This window comes from Dechloromonas sp. CZR5 (assembly GCF_008711155.1).
Lineage (GTDB): Bacteria > Pseudomonadota > Gammaproteobacteria > Burkholderiales > Rhodocyclaceae > Azonexus.
Map to the genome: position 1 here is coordinate 281,024 of NZ_VUYQ01000001.1, position 18,140 is coordinate 299,163.

Genomic DNA, 18,140 nt, shown 5'->3' on the forward strand with positions numbered 1-18,140 from the left:
GCCTTGTGACCACTCTCGAGGTGGGACGTTCAGCCACCCAGCGTAGCGTACAACGCTTCGATGTCTTCCCTGGCTTCGGTCAGCAGGTCGATATAGCGTTCGCGATCGGCTGTTCGGGCCGCTTCCTCGGTAGGTGACAAGGAGGGGCCGGGAAGCCAGCTCATGTCGTCGTCCGCCAGCAGGTTCGCAAAATGCAGCGCATCACACACCGTACAGGGCACCTCTACCCGCTGCAGGTGCTCGTGGTCGCGCACGGCCAGTATGATCTGCTCCGGCATGCCCAGAATATGCAAGAGGCTTTCGCCGATGCTTTCATGCCAGCCGGCGAGCAGTTCCAGCATGGCTTCCGGGGTGTCGCGGTATTCCGCGTATTCAGCAGCGCGGTACAGCAGGTAGAAAATGCCGATGTTGTGTACCAGGCCTGCCAGCATGGCATCGTCGGGATTGATTCGACCCAGGCGGCGAGCGAGGACGCGCGCAATGGCGGCAACGTGGATGGCGTGCTCCCAGGTCGCCCGCGAAATCTTGTTGTAGGCCGACAGGTTGCGCGACTTGAGCATCTGCTCCAGGGCAACGGCCAAGGAAGTCGTGCGTACCACCTCGAAGCCCAATCGCGACACGGCCGCATCCAGGTCGGTGATTGTCGTTCCCGAGGGGTTGTAGGCGACTGAGTTGGCGAGCCGCAACAGTTTGCTTGAAATCAACGGCTCGGCACTGATCGCGCGAACGACCAGCGGGATGCCAACCATCGGGTCGCGTAACGTGTCGCGAACCATCATGGCGGCATCCATGCATGTCGGGAAGTTCACATCGCCCGACAGGTCGCGGGCGATGTCTTCCAGAATACGGAAATGAGAAAAGCCGCTTGTCATCTCAGCCGGCGATGTAGCGCTCCAGTTGGTCGATCAGGAATTTCTGGTCGCTGATGGTTTCCTTGACCAGGTCGCCGATCGAAATCATGCCCGTTACGCTCCCGTCCTCGGAAAGTACAGGCAGGTGGCGGAAGCGCTTCTCGGTCATCAATGCCATGCATTCGTCCATGGTGGTACCGGGTGTGACGTAGGCGACGCGATCGCTCATGATTTCCCGAACGAGCGTTTCCTTGGAGCTCTTGCCTTGCAGGATGATCTTGCGTGCGTAGTCGCGCTCGGAAAAGATGCCGACCAGTTGCTCGCCTTCAAGCACGAGCAGCGCGCCGACGTCGTGTTGGGCCATGACGGTTAGTGCGTGAAACACCGTATCTCTGGGGGTGACGACTGCCAGGGGGCGGGTGCGACTGGCAAGGAGTTGTTTGAGCGTTTTCATTGGTTTTGTCTCCTGATCCGAGGTGGGATGGAGTGCTCAGTCTATGCCGCGCGGCCTGGCATGCCAAGCGCCGAAAAACAAAAAGGCAGCCGGAGCTGCCTTTTTCTGAAGCAAAGCCGGATTAGCGCAGGCCGGCGGCGTACTCGGATACGGCCTTGATCTCGACGTCGGAGAGCTTGGCGGCGATCATGCGCATCATCTTTTCCGGGTCGTTGGCGCGTTCTTCGGTACGGAAGGTCTTCAGCTGGGCTTCGGTGTATTCCGGGAACTGGCCAGCCAGGCGCGGATACTGCGCCGGCAAACCGGCACCGGCCGGGCCGTGGCAACCGGCACAGGCCGGAACGCCCTTCTTGAAGTCACCCTGACGCCAGAGCTTCTGGCCCAGTGCGATCTGCTTCTCATCCTTGGCGGCAACCGGCTTCATCTTCTGGCTGGCAAACCAGGCGGCGACGTTCTTCATGTCGTCGTCGGAGAGCGCGGCAACCATGCCGCCCATGATCGGGTTGTTGCGGGCTGCCGGCTTGCCGTCGGCGGCCTTGAAGTTCTTCAATTGCTTGTAGATGTATTCTTCGACTTGCCCGGCCAGGTTCGGGTTGGCCGAGGCGGCGCTGTTGCCATCGGCGCCATGGCAGGCGACACAGATGGTTTCAGCGATGACTTTGCCTTTGGCAGGGTCAGCCTTGGCTTTGGCTTCTTCGGAAGCGTGGGTGAGGAAACTGGTGGCAAGAAGAATTGCCATTGCCGCGGTACGAATCATTTTCGAACTCCTAATGCGCGTTTATGGGCGCTTTGGCCGGAACGGAAGTTACAAACCTGTTATTCTATATCACTTCCCCTTCTCCTAGGCGGGTCTTCGGAGTTTTTTATGCCCTTGTTTCAGAACGCGGTCTTTTTGACGACCGTCGCCAATCTCCGCGATTTGCCTCAGGATGCTTTGCGCGAAGTTGCCTTCGCCGGTCGTTCCAATGCCGGAAAGTCCTCCGCCATCAATACCCTGGCCGGACGTGTCCGGCTGGCGTATGTCAGCAAGACGCCGGGCCGTACACAACACCTGAACTATTTCACCTTGGCCGAGGGCAAGTATTTTGTCGACCTGCCGGGCTATGGCTTCGCCAAGGCGCCAGAGGCGATACGCTCGCAATGGGAGGGGCTGATCGGTCCTTATCTCAGCAAACGCGATCAATTGGTCGGTTTGGTGGTCATCATGGATTCGCGCCGACCGTTTACCGAACTCGACGTCCGCCTGATCGACTGGTTCCGGCCAACCGGCCGGCCGATTCACATCATGCTCTCGAAGGCCGACAAGCTGAGCCGCCAGGAGCAGACCAAGGTGCTGCGCTCGGTGAAGGCGGAAATTGCGACCTGGGGCGATGCCGAACTGTATTCGGTGCAGTTGTTCTCCAGCCTGAAGAAGACTGGTGTCGAAGAGGCCGAGCGGGTATTGGCCAGCTGGCTGGAGATCGAAATCAAGACCAAGGAAAACAAAGAGCCCCCGGATAAGGGGGGTCCGGGGGCCAAAATGCCCTAACGTAGTCAAGGCACCCGCTCAGGGAGGTGAAGCGGGAGACAGCGCGTGCCATCTGCGTACTCTGACGCGGGTCAAAGCGATAAGTTCCATGGTGTCCGAAAATTTTATTATCTGAATTTCTAGAGGTTGCAATATGGCAGTCGTGACAGGCGGTTTCCCCGGAACCCGGATGCGCCGGATGCGGCGCGATGACTTTTCGCGTCGCCTGATGCGTGAGTCGGTGCTGACGGCGAATGACTTCATCTACCCGGTTTTCGTGCTCGAAGGAGAGGGGCGTATCGAGAAGGTCGCCTCGATGCCCGGCGTCGAACGCCAGTCCCTGGACGTCTTGCTGAAGACGGCCGAGCGGGCTGTCAGGCTGGGGATTCCGGCGTTGGCGCTGTTTCCGGTGATCGATGCTTCCCTGAAAACCCTCGGGGCGGAGGAAGCCTACAATCCGCACGGTCTGGTGCCGCGTGTGGTCCAGGCTCTGAAGCGTGAGTTTCCCGATCTCGGGGTGATTACCGATGTGGCGCTCGACCCCTATACCAGCCACGGTCAGGATGGCCTGATCGACGAAAGCGGTTATGTCCTGAATGACCAGACTCTGGACGTGCTGGCCAAACAGGCGCTTTGCCACGCCCAGGCCGGTGCCGACGTGGTTGCGCCATCCGACATGATGGATGGACGCATCGGCCGGATTCGTGCCGACCTGGAGTCTGCCGGCCAGATTTACACCCGTATTCTGGCCTATTCCGCCAAGTACGCCTCCAGCTTCTACGGCCCCTTCCGCGATGCGGTGGGCTCGGCCGGTAATCTAGGCAAGGGCAACAAGTACACCTACCAGATGGATCCGGCCAATACGGACGAGGCCTTGCGCGAAGTGGCGCTCGACCTTGAGGAAGGGGCCGACATGGTCATGGTCAAGCCGGGCATGCCCTATCTCGACATCGTGCGCCGCGTGAAAGACGAGTTCAAGGTGCCGACCTACGCCTATCAGGTGAGCGGCGAATACGCGATGCTCAAGGCTGCTGCCCAGAACGGCTGGCTGAACGAGGAGGCGTGCATGCTGGAAAGCCTGCTTGCCTTCAAGCGGGCCGGGGCCGACGGCATCCTGACCTATTTCGCGCTCGATGCGGCGGAGTGCCTGCAGCGCTGAGCGTGGCTTCGTCAATTATTGGGGCGGCTGCGGTCGCCCCTTGTCTTTTCAGGCGCCCGGGGCGCCGGATTGCGACAGGCAGGCGAAATACAGCATCGGCCATTGTTGCGGCCATTGGGCCAGCGGCTCGCGGCTGAAGCCGCTGCGGGCATACTGCTCCCAGCGGCCGACGGCATAGCAGCGCAGCAGATTGGCCAGGGCGCCGAAATCGGCGTCCGGCTTGAGGTTTTCCTGTGTGGCGGCAATGCGCAGTGCCTGCTTCAGCGCGGCTTCGATCTTGTCGAGAAGGGCGTTGATGCGAACCTGCAGGCGCTCGTTTTCGTTGACCAGCGCGTCACCAATCAGGACACGGGTCATGCCGCGGTTCTTTTGGGCAAAACGGAGCAACAGGCCGATGATCAGTTCGACCTGTTTGAGGCCCTCGCTTTCCTCCGAGGTGATCTGGTTGATGACGCCGAACAGGCTGGCCTCGATAAATTCGATGAGGCCCTCGAACATCTGGGCTTTGCTGGCGAAGTGTCGGTAGAGGGCGGCTTCGGAGCATTCGAGCGCCGCTGCCAGGGCTGCCGTGGTGATTTTTTCCCCTTTGGGCTGTTCCAGCATTTCGGCCAGTGTTTGCAGGATTTTCAGGCGGCGTTCGCCCGGTTTTGTCGCCATGGTGTCCCTCTCCTTGGTTGTGATTTTTCCGAAAATTATAGATGAGTGCAGCGCCCGGGCAAATCGAGGACGCTGGCAATCTTCACGTCGACAAAAGGAGACTGGCGTAAGCCAGTACTCACCCACACGGTCTTCATGCGCAGCTTCTTGGCCGTAACGAGGTTGGGCAGGCTGTCTTCGACCATGATGCAGTTGCGCGGGTCGAGCCGCTCGGCGCGAAGCAGCGCGAGAAATCCGGCGCGCATGGGTTTGGGTTGATAGCGAACGTTTTCGACGGCGTAAACGGTATCAAAGCACTGCCGCAGGCCGGTGATGTCGAGGACTGCTTCGGCGTACCGGCGCGGGCCATTGGAAAAGACGATTTTTCGGCCGGGCAGTCGGCGCAGGGCGTGGGCCAGTGGTTTGTCGAAAACGAGCATGCGTTTCAGATCAGGGAATTGATGAGTCTCGTGCAGAAAGTGATCCGGGTCGGTCCGGTGATGGCGTATCAATCCCAACAGCGTCGCACCGTAACGAACCCAGTAATCCTGGCGGATGCGCGTTGCCTCGTGTGCGCCGACACCGAGGTGGCGCTCGATGTATTCGCGCATTGACCGGTTGATGTGAGGGAAGATGTGCGCCGACGCATTGTGCAGGGTGTTGTCGAGGTCAAAGATCCAGACATTTCTTTTCATCGGAGGCGCTCGGTGAGCCATTGAAAAAGCCCGCTTGCGCGGGCTTTGAAGGCGATGCTGTGGGTCAGTGCGACTTGATCATCGTCCCGACGCCGTGGTCGGTCAGTATTTCGAGAAGCAGCGCGTGTTCGACGCGGCCGTCGATGATATGCACGCCTTTGACGCCGTTGCGTGCGGCGTCCAGTGCCGATCCGATCTTGGGCAGCATGCCGCCGGACAGCGTGCCGTCATCGACCATTTCGTCGATCTGCTTGGGGGTGATGCCGGTGATCAGGTTGCCCGCCTTGTCGAGTACGCCGGGCGTGTTGGTCAGCAGAACCAGTTTTTCGGCCTTCAGCACTTCGGCAATCTTGCCGGCGACGACGTCGGCGTTGATGTTGTAGGTTTCCCCTTCCTCCCCGACCCCAATCGGGGCGATGACCGGAATGAAGGCACCCTTGTCGAGGTGGTCGATCAACGAGGGGTCGATCTGGGTGATTTCGCCGACCTGGCCGACATCGATCAGGTCGCCCGGGTTGTCCTTGTTTTCCAGCATCAGTTTCTTGGCGCGGATGCAGTTGCCATCCTTGCCGGTCAAGCCGACGGCCTTGCCACCATGCTGGTTGATCAGGTTGACGATGTCCTTGTTGACCTGGCCGCCGAGGACCATTTCGACGACTTCCATGGTTTCGGCGTCGGTAACCCGCATCCCCTGAATGAATTCTCCCTTCTTGCCGACGCGGCTGAGCAGGTTTTCGATCTGCGGGCCGCCACCGTGCACGACAACGATGTTGAAGCCGATCAGTTCGAGCAGGACGACATCGCGAGCGAAGCAGTTTTTCAGATGCTCGTCGGTCATGGCGTTTCCGCCGTATTTGACGACGATGGTCTTGCCGTGGAAGCGCTTGATGTAAGGGAGGGCTTCGGCCAGGACGGCGGCCTTCGTGCCGGGGGAGAGGTCTTCGATGCTCATGGCGTGCTCCTGATGGAATCGCCGCGGATTGTACAAAGAAAAAGGCCGGAGCGGGGTCCGGCCTTTGGGGGGCGATGGGGGCTCAAGCGATTGTCAGTCGTTTGCTGGGATTGGTGGTGCGTTTGAGCAAGGTGAGTTCCAGTATGTCATCGTTGAGTCGGGCGCTGGCCTTGGTGTCGTCCAGGTTCTGCTCTGGCTGGAAGGAGCGCGATACCTCATCGAAACGGCGTTCCGAGCCCAACAGGCGGTCCCCCTCCTTCTTCACACCGGGAAGTTCGGCGTGAACGAGATAGCTATCGCCTTGTTCCTTGACGTCCATCTTGATCGATGGGGTTTGCGCCGGAATTCCGTTGAACGCGACTGGGCGCAAGAAAAAACTGCAGAACGGGTCGTCGAACACGGCGGTACGGGTGATGTCTGCCATGCTAATCTCCTGGGTGAGTCAAGCTTTACTGGACCTAATGCAGGAGAGGGTTGGACAGTTTCAAGTCCCCTGTTGTACGCGTTCCGGGAGCATCAGGATGGCATCCCGGTTGCTCCAGGAAAAGCAGAGCGTGGCCGCTTCCTGCCAGGGAAACCATTGCCAGGCGCGGTGTTCACTGGGGCTGGCCGTGATGGCGGCGGGCTTGGGCAGGCACAGACTGAATACATGCTCGACATTCGACGTGACACCCGGGGCATAACGATGCCGCCACTGCTGAAAAATCTCGTAAGTATTGGTTAATGACCAGTTACGGTAGCTTGCCAAGGGGAGGGAAATACCGGTTTCTTCGAAGACTTCACGTTGGGCTGTGATTTCCGGTGATTCGTCGGTTTCGCGGCTTCCCGTGACGGATTGCCAGTAGCCCGGATGGGCTGCGCGTTCAAGAAGCAGGACGTCGAGTTCGGGCGTGTGAATGACCACCAACACCGAAACAGGTTGTTTCGGGGCTGTCATGCCTCGATAAAGGTTGGAATGCCCCGGGCCGGGGTGTCGAGGAGAATCCAGAATGGTGACTGGGCCGCCTTGCGTGCTTCTGCGGCAGCACCCAATACGTCAATCAGTGTGGAGAAATCGTCCGGGTTGGCCGTACGCAATTCAGCCATTCCCTTGATCATCAGGACATGCGCTTTGGCGGGTTGCCAGTCCGGGTCCGTGAGGCAATCGAAGAGCGCATCGAAATTGCTGCCGTACCAGATAGGGAAGTCGAGATCGGCGCCCAGTTGAGCAAGTCTTTTTTCAGTGGCGACACGGGGAGGGAGTTCGGCTTTCAGAAGCCGTACTTTTTCCTTGGTTGCGGCGCTTTCAATGGCCAGCCACCGCGCGGGCGGAAGGTAGTAAACACCGGATGTTTCGTTCGTCCTGAACAAGTGGCTGCTCATGGGGCTTAGTCCTTGATCCGTCGGAATGTCCGATAGTGGTCTTCCGTGTAGAAGTATTCGCCTCGTTCTCCGGCAATGATGCGGCGCGGGCCGCGGTCTCTGCGCCACGGGGATTTTACGGTGTATTCCCGATAATAGCCGCGGGGCTGCAGAGGCAGCCGCTTTTCGAAGTTGCCAAAAACGATGCCATCGCGCTCATAGGGAAACGGACCGCCTTCCTTGATCAAGGCCAGCGTCTGGCGAGCTTCGCGCGGGAGATCGGCGACCGATACCGGCTCGTCGGCCACGTTGTCCCGCGTGAACGCAAAAGCGCTTCCAACCGCCAGCCAGAGGACGAGAAGGAAGCGCAGCCAGGTCGGCATGGCGGTGGCCTTTAACCCTGGGTGATTTCGACCTGGGTTTCCACCTTCTGACGCAGGCGGACGTGCAGTTCACGCAGTTGCTTCTCGTCGACCGCCGACGGGGCGTCGGTGAGCAGGCACTGGGCGCGCTGGGTCTTCGGGAAGGCGATGACGTCGCGGATCGACTCGGCGCCGGTCATCATGGTGACGATGCGGTCGAGACCGAAAGCCAGGCCGCCGTGGGGTGGGGCGCCGTACTTCAGCGCGTCGAGCAGGAAGCCGAACTTGGCCTGCTGTTCTTCCGGACCGATGTTGAGCGCGGCGAAAACCTTCTCCTGCACGTCGGCGCGGTGGATACGTACCGAGCCGCCGCCCAGTTCCCAGCCGTTCAGCGCCAGGTCGTAGGCCTTGGCCAGGCACTTGCCCGGATCGGTGGCGAGGAGTTCGAGGTGCTCGTCCTTCGGGCTGGTGAAGGGGTGGTGGCAGGCGGTCCAGCGCTTCGATTCGTCGTCGTACTCGAACATCGGGAAGTCGATGACCCACAGCGGCGCCCACTTGGCGCCGGTGACGAAGCCCTTCTCGTGGCCGATCTTGATGCGCAGCGCGCCGAGGGCGTCGCTGACGATCTTGCCCTTGTCGGCGCCGAAGAAGATCAGGTCGCCGGATTGCGCGCCGGTGCGTTCGAGCACGGTGCGTAGCGAGGCTTCGGAGAGGTTCTTGACGATCGGCGACTGCAGGCCGGTTTCATTGACCTGAGTGACGTCGTTGACCTTGATGTAGGCCAGGCCCTTGGCGCCGTAGATGCCGACAAACTTGGTGTATTCGTCGATCTCACCCCGGGTCAGCGTAGCGCCGCCCGGAATGCGCATGGCGGCGATGCGGCCGCCCTCGCTGTTGGCGATGCTGGCGAAGACCTTGAAGGCGACGTCCTTGAAGGCGTCGGCGACGTCAACCAGTTCGAGCGTGACGCGCAGGTCCGGCTTGTCGGAGCCGAAGCGGCGCATGGCTTCGGCGTAGGTCATGCGCGGGAATTCCGGCAGCTCGACGTCGATGGCTTCCTTGAACACGGTACGGATCAGCTTTTCCATCAGCGCGGTGATCTCGGCCTCGCTCATGAACGAGGTTTCGATATCGACCTGGGTAAATTCGGGCTGGCGGTCGGCGCGCAGGTCTTCGTCGCGGAAACACTTGGTGATCTGGTAGTAGCGGTCGAAGCCGGCGACCATCAGCAGCTGCTTGAAGAGCTGCGGGGACTGCGGCAGCGCGAAGAATTGGCCGGCATGAACGCGCGACGGAACCAGGTAGTCACGGGCGCCTTCCGGGGTCGACTTGGTCAGCATCGGCGTTTCGACGTCGATGAAGCCGTTGTCGTCGAGGAAACGGCGGAAAGCTCGGGCCGTCTTGTAGCGCAGCATCAGGTTGTTTTGCATCTGCGGGCGGCGCAGATCGATGACGCGGTGGGTCAGGCGGACGTTCTCGGAGAGATTTTCCTCATCAAGCTGGAACGGCGGGGTGACCGACGGGTTCAGCACCTCGATCTCGTGGCAGAGCACTTCGATTTCACCGGAGGCCAGGTTGGCGTTGGTCGTGCCTGCCGGACGCGGGCGCACCTTGCCGGTGATCTTCAGGCAGAACTCGTTGCGGACGGATTCGGCGATCTTGAATGAGTCGGCACGGTCCGGGTCGCAGACAATTTGGGCCAGACCTTCGCGGTCGCGCAGGTCGATGAAAATGACGCCGCCGTGGTCGCGGCGACGGTGGGCCCAGCCGCACAGGGTGACGATCTGGCCGTCGAGAGAAGCGTTGAGTTGTCCGCAGTAATGGGTACGCATGAAGCTTTCCGGTTTGTTTCAGGTGTTGGTGATGACACGGGCGTGCGGCGGCGGAGCCACGACACCCATGGATATGATGTATTTGAGCGCTTCATCGACCGTCATGTCGAGTTCGACGACATCCTTGGCCGGCATCATCAGGAAGAAGCCGGAGGTCGGGTTGGGCGTGGTCGGTACATACACGCTGACGTGCTCGCCGCGCAGATGATTGACGATGTCGCCACCCGGCGCGCCGGTCAGGAAGGCGACTGTCCAGCTGCCTTCTCGTGGGTACTGGACCAGCAGCGCCTTGCGAAAGGCATTGCCATTGGGGGAGAAGAGCGTATCGGAGACTTGCTTGACGCTGTTGTAGACCGAATTGACGACCGGAATGCGGGCGAGCAGCTTTTCCCACCAGACGACCAGTTTCTGGCCGATGAAGTTGGCTGCGAGCAAGCCGGTGAGGAAGATCATGGCCAGTGTCAGTACGGCTCCCGCGCCCGGAATGGCGAATCCGACCAGGGTTTGCGGGTGAACCGACGACGGCAGCAGGCGCAACGATTGATCCAGTGTGCTGACGATAAGCGACAGAACCCAGCCGGTAATGACCAGCGGAACCCAGATCAGCAGGCCGGTGATGAAATAGCGCTTGATCAGTTGGCCACGCACGACGAGCAGCTTCCTTCCCCGGTTTGGCAAGGGGGCGGTGTGTCAGCTTTCTTGCTGCCACCTTTGAAGTCGGTTGCGTACCAGCCATTGCCCTTGAGCTGGAAGCCGGCTGCAGACAATTGCTTGCTGTAGCTGTCCCTGCCGCACTCGGGACAGGTGGTCAACTGCGGGTCGCTCATCTTCTGCAGATGTTCTTTCTGGAAACCGCAGGAGTCGCAGCGATATTCGTAAATCGGCATGAGAGTCCTCCAAAACCTTGAATTATAACCGAGAGTTGCAGTCGGTTATATCAGGGCCGATGCGTCGTTTTCAACCGATCATGCCGAGATAGGTGCGGGTGATCTGCTGTCCCCAGAAAAGAGCGATCATGCCGGCCGCAGCGAGATAGGGGCCGAACGGGATCGGAATGTTCCGGCCGTGACGTGCGGCGGCGATCAGTGTGATGCCGACAGCAGCGCCAACGATGGAGGAAAGCAGGATGATCGCCGGAAGCATTTGCCAGCCGAGCCAGGCACCGAGGGCGGCGAGTAGCTTGAAATCGCCGTAGCCCATGCCTTCCTTGCCGGTGACTAGTTTGAATAGCCAGAAAACGCTCCACAACGCCAGGTAGCCGGCCATCGCGCCGATGACGGCGGACGGAAGATCGCAGTAGATGGCCCACAGATTGAATGCCAAGCCCAGCCATATCAGCGGCAGGGTGATCGAATCGGGAAGAAGCTGCGTATCGAGGTCGATACCGGACAGGGCAATCAAGGCCCACAGCAGTAGAAGGGCGCCAACTGCCTGGGCGGTGGGGCCGAAGTGCCAGGCTGCATAGGCCGACAACAATCCGGTCAGTGCTTCGATAAAGGGATAGCGCGCCGAAATGGCTGCGCCACAACCGGAGCATTTGCCGCGCAGGATCAGCAGGTAGCTGATGAGAGGAATGTTTTCCAAGGCGGTAATCCGGTGGCCGCAGGATGGGCAGCGGGAGCGCGGTTTTGCGAGCGACAGCGTTTCCGCTGGCGCGGCTTCTTCGCCGCGGAGTTCCGCGCACTGGGCTCGCCAGTCGTTTTCCATCATCCTCGGCAGGCGGTGGATGACAACATTCAGAAAGCTGCCGACGCAAAGGCCCAGCAGGCCGGCGGCGAGCGCTAGCCCCCCCAGAGTCTCCGGAATCATCAAACGATCGCCCCGAGTTTGAAGATCGGCAGGTACATGGCTACTACCATGCCACCGATCAGGGTGCCAAGGATAACCATGATTATCGGCTCCATCAGGCTGGACATGGCTTCGACGGCGTCGTCGACTTCCTGTTCGAAGAAGTCGGCAACCTTTCCGAGCATCGAATCCAGCGCACCAGACTCTTCGCCGATAGCGACCATTTGGGTGACCATGTTGGGGAACAGGTTGGTGTTTTGCATCGACGTCGTCAGGTTTGTACCGGTGGCGACCTCGCCCTGGATTTGCCGGGTAGCCATCTTGTATACGAAGTTGCCGGACGCGCCGCCTACCGACTCCAGGGATTCGACCAGAGGAACACCGGCGGCAAACATGGTCGAGAGTGTGCGGGTCCACCGTGCAATGACCGATTTGCGAACGATATCACCAAAAACCGGTATTCTCAGCAAGAGGCGATCCATCGCCATCTGTACCTTTTCGGAGCGTCGCCAAGCTTCCAGGAAGGCGTACAGGCCGCCACCAATCGCACCAAAAATGGCCCACCAGTAGGCGACGAAAAAATCGGATATGGCGATGACGAGCAGCGTGGGGATCGGTAGGTCCGCGCCGAAGCTCTGGAATACTTCCTTGAAGGCAGGAATCACGAAAATCATGATGACGGCCGTAATGATGAAGGACACCACGATCACTGCGATAGGGTAGAAAAGAGCGGATTTGATCTTGCTCTTGATGGCAAGAATTTTTTCCTTATAGGTTGCCAGGCGGTCAAGCAGGGTGTCGAGAATACCCGCCTGTTCACCGGCGGCTACCAGGTTGCAAAACAAGGCGTCGAAATACAGCGGATATTTGCGGAATGCCTGGGACAGTGAACTGCCGGTCTCCACGTCGGCCTTGATGTCCAGCAGGAGTTTGCCTACGGCAGGATTGGCATGGCCGCGGCCAACGATGTCGAAGGATTGCAGGAGCGGGACCCCGGATTTCATCATCGTCGCCAGTTGGCGGGAGAACAGGGTGATGTCCTTGTCGGTGATCTTGCCGCCGGTCTTGAAGCGCAGCTTCTTGACCTTGGCGTTGGTTATGCCTTGGCGACGCAAGGTCGTTTGGACGACCGATTCGCTGGCTGCGCGCATTTCGCCGCGTACAGCTTTTCCATCCTTGTTCTTGCCTTCCCATTGAAAAGTACTTTCCTTGACTGCCGAGGCCTTTGGTCGAGCGGTAGCCATGTGTTGTCCCTTTTATTAAGCGTTGGTGGTGCTGAGAACCTCGTCGAGCGAGGTGACACCTTGTTTGACTTTTTGCAATCCGGACTCCCGGAGGTCCTTGACGCCTTCGGCCTTGGCCTGAACCGCCAGATCCAGCGCCGATGCGCCACTCATGATCATGCGCTGCATGGATTCCGAGATGGGCATGACTTGATAGATGCCAACCCGTCCCTTATACCCGGTTCCCTTGCAACGCTCGCATCCCCCGGGGCCGTATAGGGTCCACGAGCCATCGAGTTCGCCTTCGGCATACCCGGCGTCCAATAGCGCCTGCCGCGGGATTTCCATGGGTTTCTTGCAATTACAAAGACGGCGCGCCAGGCGTTGTGCCGTGATCAGCAAAACGCTGGAGGCGATGTTGAAGGTGGGGACGCCCATGTTCATCAAGCGGGTCAGGGTCTGTGGGGCGTCGTTGGTATGCAGCGTCGAAAGAACCAGGTGGCCGGTCTGGGCTGCCTTGATGGAGATCTCAGCGGTTTCCAGGTCGCGGATTTCGCCGACCATGATGATGTCCGGATCCTGCCGTAGGAAGGCTTTCAGGGCGACCGGGAAGGTCAGTCCGGCGCGGTCGTCGACGTTGACCTGGTTGATGCCGGCCAGGTTGATTTCGGCCGGATCTTCCGCCGTCGAAATATTGATGCCGTCCTTGTTCAGGATGTTCAGGCAGGTGTACAGCGAAACGGTCTTGCCGGAGCCGGTCGGGCCGGTGACCAGCACCATGCCGTAGGGACGGCTGATGGCGTCGAGCAGGGCGGCCTTTTGGTCCGGTTCGTAGCCCAATGCCTCGATGCCGAGTGTGGCGGAGGTCGGGTCTAGAATACGCATCACGATTTTTTCGCCTTGCAAGGTCGGCAAGGTGCTGACCCGGAAGTCGATGGCTCGGGTCTTGGATAGGACAAGCTTCATCCGGCCGTCCTGCGGCACACGTTTTTCGGCGATATTCAGTCGCGAGATGACCTTGATACGCGATGCGATTTTTTCCTTGATGGCCAGTGGTGGTGTGGCGACTTCGCGCAGGATGCCGTCAACGCGGAAACGAATCCGGTAGAACTTTTCGTAAGGTTCGAAATGGATATCCGATGCGCCATCGTTAATGGCATCGAGGAGCATTTTCTGGATGAATTTGACGACCGGTGCGTCGTCGATCTCCTGGCCGGCGGCATCGTCTGTCTTGGCGGCGGCTTCTTCATCGAGAAAGTCAAGGTTGATATCATCGCTGGCCAGATTCTTCAGTGTTTCGGCGGCCGACTCGGCGTACTTGCCGACAAGCGGAGCCAGCTTGGGATGTTCGACGACGATCGGGTCGACGGCAAGGCCTGTCTGGAAGCGGATTTCATCCAGGGCGCGCAGATTGGTCGGGTCGGCGATGGCGACAGATAGCCGGTTGCCGCGCTTGTTGAGCGGAATGACCTTGTGCGTGGCGATCAGCTTGCGGTCAATGGCGTCGGCAGGGATGTGCGCCTCGTCGAAAGCATTCAGGTCGAGCAGCGGATAGCCGAAGGTGTCGGCGACAAAACGGGCTACATCGAGCGCACTGGCTTTCTGGCTGGCAATGATCTGTTCGATCAGCGACGTTTTGCTGTTGTTGGCTTGTGCCAGCAGTTGCTCGGCCTCGGCCTCCTTGAGCTGCCCGGCCTGTACAAGCGCGCGCGCCAAGCCGCTAAGAGGAGGATTTTGAGGTGTTGCTGCCATCGAATGAGCTTAAATGCCGTATAGATCGGTTGATAATGCTACGCAGCAGGCTGTTTGTAAAGGTTCGCCCGCCGGTTTAGCCCGGCGCTGGACGGAATATGCGGACGGTTACCACCCTCCGGTCTTTCGTCTGCAGAATTTCTACGGCAATGCCCGCCAGTTTGATGCTGATTCCCGATTCCGGGATGTCCTGGAAATGCTCAAGTATCAGTCCGTTGAGTGTCTTGGGGCCGTCCAGCGGAAAGTCGAGACCGAGCATCCGGTTGATGTCGCGCAATTGACGCGAACCCTCGACAATCGCTTCACCCTTTTCGGACCAGTTGAGTTCCTGTCCAAGACCTGGAATGGAGGTCGTGAAATCGCCGACAAACTCCTCAATGATGTCTTCCAGAGTCAATAGGCCGAGAATTTCGCCGTATTCGTCGACAACAAATCCGATGCGTTGCCTGTTTTCCTGGAAAAAGGCCAGCTGGGAAAAGACCGGAGTGCCGGCGGGAATGTAATACGGTGGCTGCACCTGCTGCATCAGCGTGCTCTCGTCGAACGAATCGTCGCCGATACTTCCCAGCAGGCGGCGAACCGGAAGTATGCCGAGCAGTTGGTCGAGGGATTCGCGGCAGGCCGGCAGGCGGCTGTGGTGGCTGGTGGCCAGCTGGCTTTTTACCTCCTCCCATGGGCGGTCGAGGTCGAGAATCTCGATGTTGCCGCGGGGGGTCATTACGTCTTCGACGGTGATTCGATTCAACTCGAACAGGCTGGACAGTATAGTCCGGTGTTTCTGCGGGATGATGTGCGACGACTCAAGGACCAGGCTGAGCAGTTCCTCCTGGGATAGCTGGGGTGGCTGGTTGTTGGCCGACGGAGTCAGCCGCAGTGTGCGCAGCAGCATGCTGGCGAACAGGTTGATGAACCAGACGATCGGGTAGAACAGCCGCAGCAGCGGCGTAAGGATGTAGCCGAGCACCAGGGCCAGCCGGTCGGCATGGGTTGCGCCGATGATCTTGGGCGTGATTTCGGCGAATACCAGGATGGCGAAAGTTACCGCCAGTGTTCCCGCACCGAGAGCCCATTTTCCTTCGCCGAACAATTCGATCGTGATCACGCTGACCAGCGTAGCGGCAGCGGCGTTGATCAGGTTGTTGCCGAGCAGAATGACCCCCAGCATTTTGTCCGTCGTGTTCAGGAGCGACAGCGCCTTCTGGGCACCGTTGTGTCCATTTTGAGCAAGATGTCTCAGGCGGAAACGATTGGAGGCCATCATGGCCGTTTCGCTGAGCGAGAAAAAGGCGGAAATGGCCAACAGCAGCGCGAGCACGCCCAGCTGCACCGTTAAAGGTATGTCGTCCACCGATCAAATACGCCCGAGCACCACTTCTGCTACGAAGCGACTGCCGACATACGCTAGGATCAGCAGGGCGAATCCAGCCAGCGTCCAGCGCAGGGCGCGTTTGCCGCGCCATCCCCAAGCATGTCGTCCGATCAGCAAGGTGGCGAAAATACCCCAGGACGCAAATGCAAACAGCGTCTTGTGATCAACCGACAACGGCTTGCCGAACAGCGCTTCGGAGAAGAAGACGCCGCTGCCGACCGTGAGTGTCAGGAGAACGAAGCCAATCAGCAGCATCTTGAAGAGCAGGGACTCCATGGTCAGTAGCGGGGGCAGGCTGGCCAAGCTGCGTTTGAGTGAGCGATTGTGCAGCGAACGTTCCGTGAAGCCCATGAAGATGGCGTGCAGGGCTGACAGGGTGAGTAGGCTGTAGGCCAGCATGGCGGCCAGGAAATGCAGCTTGAACCCGGTGGCGCTGGCGTGGGCCACGAGGTGTACGTTCGGGAAGATGACCGGGAGCACGGCACAGCCGGCCGCCAGGGGCAAGACCATCGGTTGCATGCCCTCCATCCGTGCCATGAAGCTTTCCAGCCAGTAAATCAGCACCGCCAGCCACATCATCAGCGATAGCGCGAAGCTGAAAGAAAATCGCATGCCGGCCTCGGTAAACAGGGCGTCGTAGAGTCCTGCGGCGTGGATGGCGAGTGCCAGCGCAATGGCAGAGCGCTCCCATGTTTGCATGGGGCAGGCGACACATTGGCCCTCGACTTCACGCCAGCGTGTGTTCCAAAAGTGGAAACCGAGGGCGCCATATATCAGGGCGGCGAGGATGTGCGGCAGAAGCTGAATTACAATATCGGCCATCCTTGAATTCTACTAGAAGCCCAACTCACATGCTTGATAACCTGACTAATCGCCTTGCCCGCGTCATGAAAACGCTGAAGGGCGAGGCGCGCCTGACAGAATCCAATATTTCCGAAGCCTTGCGCGAAGTTCGCATGGCCCTGCTGGAGGCCGATGTTGCCTTGCCGGTGGTCAAGGATTTTATCGCTGCGGTCAAGGAAAAGGCGGTCGGCGAAGAGGTCATCGGCTCGTTGAGCCCGGGGCAGGCCTTGATCGGCGTCGTTCATGCCGAACTGGCCAAAATCATGGGCGATGCGCATGAGGGCATCAATTTCAATACCCAGCCTCCCGCCATCGTGCTGATGGCCGGTTTGCAAGGGGCGGGCAAGACGACAACAGTCGGCAAGTTGGGCAAATTCCTCAAGGAAAACCACAAGAAAAAGGTTCTCGTGGTGTCATGCGACATTTACCGGCCCGCCGCTATCGAACAGTTAAAGTCGGTTGCCGGCCAGGCCGGTATCGATTTCTTCCCTTCCTCCGTTGGCGAGAAACCTGAGGTCATTGCGGCGGCAGCCATTGACTGGGCGAAGCGTCACTACCACGATGTTCTGCTCGTCGATACGGCGGGCCGTCTGGCTATCGATGAAGAAATGATGGCCGAAATCAAGCGTCTGCATGCAGCCATCAACCCGATAGAAACCTTGTTTGTCGTCGATGCCATGTTGGGTCAGGATGCCGTCAATACCGCCAAGGCCTTCAACGAAGCCCTGCCGCTGACCGGTGTCGTACTCACCAAGCTCGATGGCGATGCACGAGGCGGCGCGGCGCTGTCGGTACGTCATATCACCGGCAAGCCGATCAAGTTTGCCGGCGTTGGCGAGAAGCTCACTGGCCTGGAGGCCTTTCATCCGGAGCGGATGGCTTCGCGCATCCTGGGCATGGGCGATGTCCTGTCGCTGATCGAGGAGGCACGCAAGGGGCTGGATGAGGAAAAGGCCGTTGCCTTCGCCAAGAAGCTGAAATCCGGCAAGGGCTTCGACCTGAACGATTTCAAGGAGCAGATCGCCCAGATGCGCAACATGGGCGGCCTGACGGCCCTGATGGACAAGATGCCGGCGCAGGTCGCGCAGGTGGCCGGGGCGTTGCCGGCCGGCGCCGAGGGCAAGATCATCGGTCGCGTCGAAGGCATCATCAATTCGATGACGCCGCAGGAGCGCGCCAAGCCGGAACTGATCAAGGCCAGCCGCAAGCGCCGTATCGCCATGGGGGCTGGCGTTCAGGTTCAGGAAGTCAATCGTCTGCTTAACCAGTTCGAGCAGACACAGAAGATGATGAAGCAGTTTTCCAAGGGTGGCATCGGCAAGCTGATGCGCGGCATGAAGGGCATGCTGCCCGGTATGGGCGGCATGGGGCGCTGA

At 59.6% G+C, this 18,140-nt stretch carries 21 protein-coding genes; 3 read left to right on the forward strand and 18 right to left on the reverse strand.

Features of this window, described 5'->3' with window-relative positions; all coding sequences use genetic code 11:
• Positions 1-29: 29 nt before the first annotated feature.
• From F1002_RS01340 to F1002_RS01350, 3 genes are all read right to left on the reverse strand, one after another.
• A complete protein-coding gene (locus tag F1002_RS01340) occupies positions 30-872 on the reverse strand; it encodes an HDOD domain-containing protein (RefSeq protein WP_150427231.1) in 843 nt (280 codons plus the stop codon).
• Position 873: 1 nt separating this feature from the next.
• Positions 874-1,305, reverse strand: a complete 432-nt coding sequence (locus tag F1002_RS01345; RefSeq protein ID WP_150427232.1) for a CBS domain-containing protein — start codon at positions 1,303-1,305, stop codon at positions 874-876.
• A 121-nt stretch (positions 1,306-1,426) separates the two neighbouring features.
• Positions 1,427-2,062, reverse strand: coding sequence for a cytochrome c (locus tag F1002_RS01350; RefSeq protein ID WP_150427233.1), 636 nt, complete (start codon positions 2,060-2,062; stop codon positions 1,427-1,429).
• A 108-nt stretch (positions 2,063-2,170) separates the two neighbouring features.
• Here F1002_RS01350 and yihA point away from each other — a divergent pair, with 108 nt between their 5' ends.
• Both yihA and hemB read left to right on the forward strand, forming a co-directional pair.
• Entirely contained in the window at positions 2,171-2,833 is a 663-nt protein-coding gene (yihA, locus tag F1002_RS01355) for a ribosome biogenesis GTP-binding protein YihA/YsxC (protein WP_150427234.1), read from the forward strand.
• A gap of 133 nt (positions 2,834-2,966) precedes the next feature.
• The gene (gene hemB / locus F1002_RS01360; protein ID WP_150427235.1) at positions 2,967-3,971 is read left to right on the forward strand and encodes a porphobilinogen synthase; all 1,005 of its coding nucleotides are present in this window, start codon (positions 2,967-2,969) and stop codon (positions 3,969-3,971) included.
• Positions 3,972-4,019: 48 nt separating this feature from the next.
• Here the strand turns inward: hemB and slmA are convergent, their stop codons facing one another.
• From slmA to F1002_RS01435, 15 genes are all read right to left on the reverse strand, one after another.
• Complete coding sequence (gene slmA / locus F1002_RS01365) at positions 4,020-4,628, reverse strand: nucleoid occlusion factor SlmA (RefSeq protein WP_150427236.1); 609 nt, start codon at positions 4,626-4,628, stop codon at positions 4,020-4,022.
• Between the two features lie 35 nt (positions 4,629-4,663).
• Positions 4,664-5,302 carry a pyrimidine 5'-nucleotidase gene (locus F1002_RS01370; protein ID WP_150427237.1) on the reverse strand — a complete coding sequence of 213 codons (639 nt, stop codon included), beginning with the start codon at positions 5,300-5,302 and terminating at the stop codon, positions 4,664-4,666.
• A gap of 64 nt (positions 5,303-5,366) precedes the next feature.
• Positions 5,367-6,254 (reverse strand): acetylglutamate kinase, encoded by an 888-nt coding sequence (gene argB, locus F1002_RS01375; RefSeq protein WP_150427238.1) that lies wholly within the window; start codon positions 6,252-6,254, stop codon positions 5,367-5,369.
• An 82-nt stretch (positions 6,255-6,336) separates the two neighbouring features.
• Complete coding sequence (locus tag F1002_RS01380; RefSeq protein ID WP_150427239.1) at positions 6,337-6,678, reverse strand: Hsp20/alpha crystallin family protein; 342 nt, start codon at positions 6,676-6,678, stop codon at positions 6,337-6,339.
• A 60-nt stretch (positions 6,679-6,738) separates the two neighbouring features.
• Entirely contained in the window at positions 6,739-7,191 is a 453-nt protein-coding gene (nudB, locus tag F1002_RS01385) for a dihydroneopterin triphosphate diphosphatase (protein WP_150427240.1), read from the reverse strand.
• Complete coding sequence (locus F1002_RS01390; protein WP_150427241.1) at positions 7,188-7,616, reverse strand: barstar family protein; 429 nt, start codon at positions 7,614-7,616, stop codon at positions 7,188-7,190. The genes nudB and F1002_RS01390 overlap by 4 nt, the downstream gene beginning before the upstream one ends.
• A 5-nt stretch (positions 7,617-7,621) precedes the next feature.
• Positions 7,622-7,978 (reverse strand): ribonuclease domain-containing protein, encoded by a 357-nt coding sequence (locus F1002_RS01395; protein WP_150427242.1) that lies wholly within the window; start codon positions 7,976-7,978, stop codon positions 7,622-7,624.
• A gap of 11 nt (positions 7,979-7,989) precedes the next feature.
• The gene (gene aspS / locus F1002_RS01400) at positions 7,990-9,789 is read right to left on the reverse strand and encodes an aspartate--tRNA ligase (RefSeq protein WP_150427243.1); all 1,800 of its coding nucleotides are present in this window, start codon (positions 9,787-9,789) and stop codon (positions 7,990-7,992) included.
• Between the two features lie 18 nt (positions 9,790-9,807).
• Positions 9,808-10,422 carry a DUF502 domain-containing protein gene (locus F1002_RS01405; RefSeq protein ID WP_150427916.1) on the reverse strand — a complete coding sequence of 205 codons (615 nt, stop codon included), beginning with the start codon at positions 10,420-10,422 and terminating at the stop codon, positions 9,808-9,810.
• Positions 10,422-10,676: an FmdB family zinc ribbon protein gene (locus F1002_RS01410; protein ID WP_150427244.1), complete on the reverse strand. Its 255-nt coding sequence runs from the start codon at positions 10,674-10,676 to the stop codon at positions 10,422-10,424. Before F1002_RS01410 ends, F1002_RS01405 begins: the two co-directional genes overlap by 1 nt.
• A gap of 70 nt (positions 10,677-10,746) precedes the next feature.
• The gene (locus F1002_RS01415) at positions 10,747-11,598 is read right to left on the reverse strand and encodes an A24 family peptidase (RefSeq protein WP_150427245.1); all 852 of its coding nucleotides are present in this window, start codon (positions 11,596-11,598) and stop codon (positions 10,747-10,749) included.
• Positions 11,598-12,821 (reverse strand): type II secretion system F family protein, encoded by a 1,224-nt coding sequence (locus F1002_RS01420; protein WP_150427246.1) that lies wholly within the window; start codon positions 12,819-12,821, stop codon positions 11,598-11,600. The genes F1002_RS01415 and F1002_RS01420 overlap by 1 nt, the downstream gene beginning before the upstream one ends.
• A 15-nt stretch (positions 12,822-12,836) precedes the next feature.
• On the reverse strand, positions 12,837-14,552 hold the full coding sequence (gene pilB, locus F1002_RS01425; protein ID WP_150427247.1) for a type IV-A pilus assembly ATPase PilB: 1,716 nt from the start codon (positions 14,550-14,552) through the stop codon (positions 12,837-12,839).
• A gap of 76 nt (positions 14,553-14,628) precedes the next feature.
• The gene (locus F1002_RS01430) at positions 14,629-15,900 is read right to left on the reverse strand and encodes an HlyC/CorC family transporter (RefSeq protein ID WP_150427248.1); all 1,272 of its coding nucleotides are present in this window, start codon (positions 15,898-15,900) and stop codon (positions 14,629-14,631) included.
• 3 nt (positions 15,901-15,903) lie between these two features.
• The gene (locus F1002_RS01435) at positions 15,904-16,743 is read right to left on the reverse strand and encodes an inner membrane protein YpjD (protein ID WP_150427249.1); all 840 of its coding nucleotides are present in this window, start codon (positions 16,741-16,743) and stop codon (positions 15,904-15,906) included.
• A 29-nt stretch (positions 16,744-16,772) separates the two neighbouring features.
• On the opposite strand from F1002_RS01435, the gene ffh reads away from it, so the two are divergent.
• Positions 16,773-18,140, forward strand: a complete 1,368-nt coding sequence (ffh, locus tag F1002_RS01440) for a signal recognition particle protein (RefSeq protein WP_150427250.1) — start codon at positions 16,773-16,775, stop codon at positions 18,138-18,140.

Excerpts from the sequence above, each read along its gene's own strand:
- F1002_RS01340 (WP_150427231.1), bottom strand. The coding sequence starts at position 872 with ATGACAAGCGGCTTTTCTCATTTCCGTATTCTGGAAGACATCGCCCGC.
- F1002_RS01345 (WP_150427232.1), bottom strand. The coding sequence starts at position 1,305 with ATGAAAACGCTCAAACAACTCCTTGCCAGTCGCACCCGCCCCCTGGCA.
- F1002_RS01350 (WP_150427233.1), bottom strand. The coding sequence starts at position 2,062 with ATGATTCGTACCGCGGCAATGGCAATTCTTCTTGCCACCAGTTTCCTC.
- yihA (WP_150427234.1), top strand. The coding sequence starts at position 2,171 with ATGCCCTTGTTTCAGAACGCGGTCTTTTTGACGACCGTCGCCAATCTC.
- hemB (WP_150427235.1), top strand. The coding sequence starts at position 2,967 with ATGGCAGTCGTGACAGGCGGTTTCCCCGGAACCCGGATGCGCCGGATG.
- slmA (WP_150427236.1), bottom strand. The coding sequence starts at position 4,628 with ATGGCGACAAAACCGGGCGAACGCCGCCTGAAAATCCTGCAAACACTG.
- F1002_RS01370 (WP_150427237.1), bottom strand. The coding sequence starts at position 5,302 with ATGAAAAGAAATGTCTGGATCTTTGACCTCGACAACACCCTGCACAAT.
- argB (WP_150427238.1), bottom strand. The coding sequence starts at position 6,254 with ATGAGCATCGAAGACCTCTCCCCCGGCACGAAGGCCGCCGTCCTGGCC.
- F1002_RS01380 (WP_150427239.1), bottom strand. The coding sequence starts at position 6,678 with ATGGCAGACATCACCCGTACCGCCGTGTTCGACGACCCGTTCTGCAGT.
- nudB (WP_150427240.1), bottom strand. The coding sequence starts at position 7,191 with ATGACAGCCCCGAAACAACCTGTTTCGGTGTTGGTGGTCATTCACACG.
- F1002_RS01390 (WP_150427241.1), bottom strand. The coding sequence starts at position 7,616 with ATGAGCAGCCACTTGTTCAGGACGAACGAAACATCCGGTGTTTACTAC.
- F1002_RS01395 (WP_150427242.1), bottom strand. The coding sequence starts at position 7,978 with ATGCCGACCTGGCTGCGCTTCCTTCTCGTCCTCTGGCTGGCGGTTGGA.
- aspS (WP_150427243.1), bottom strand. The coding sequence starts at position 9,789 with ATGCGTACCCATTACTGCGGACAACTCAACGCTTCTCTCGACGGCCAG.
- F1002_RS01410 (WP_150427244.1), bottom strand. The coding sequence starts at position 10,676 with ATGCCGATTTACGAATATCGCTGCGACTCCTGCGGTTTCCAGAAAGAA.
- F1002_RS01415 (WP_150427245.1), bottom strand. The coding sequence starts at position 11,598 with ATGATTCCGGAGACTCTGGGGGGGCTAGCGCTCGCCGCCGGCCTGCTG.
- F1002_RS01420 (WP_150427246.1), bottom strand. The coding sequence starts at position 12,821 with ATGGCTACCGCTCGACCAAAGGCCTCGGCAGTCAAGGAAAGTACTTTT.
- pilB (WP_150427247.1), bottom strand. The coding sequence starts at position 14,552 with ATGGCAGCAACACCTCAAAATCCTCCTCTTAGCGGCTTGGCGCGCGCG.
- F1002_RS01435 (WP_150427249.1), bottom strand. The coding sequence starts at position 16,743 with ATGGCCGATATTGTAATTCAGCTTCTGCCGCACATCCTCGCCGCCCTG.
- ffh (WP_150427250.1), top strand. The coding sequence starts at position 16,773 with ATGCTTGATAACCTGACTAATCGCCTTGCCCGCGTCATGAAAACGCTG.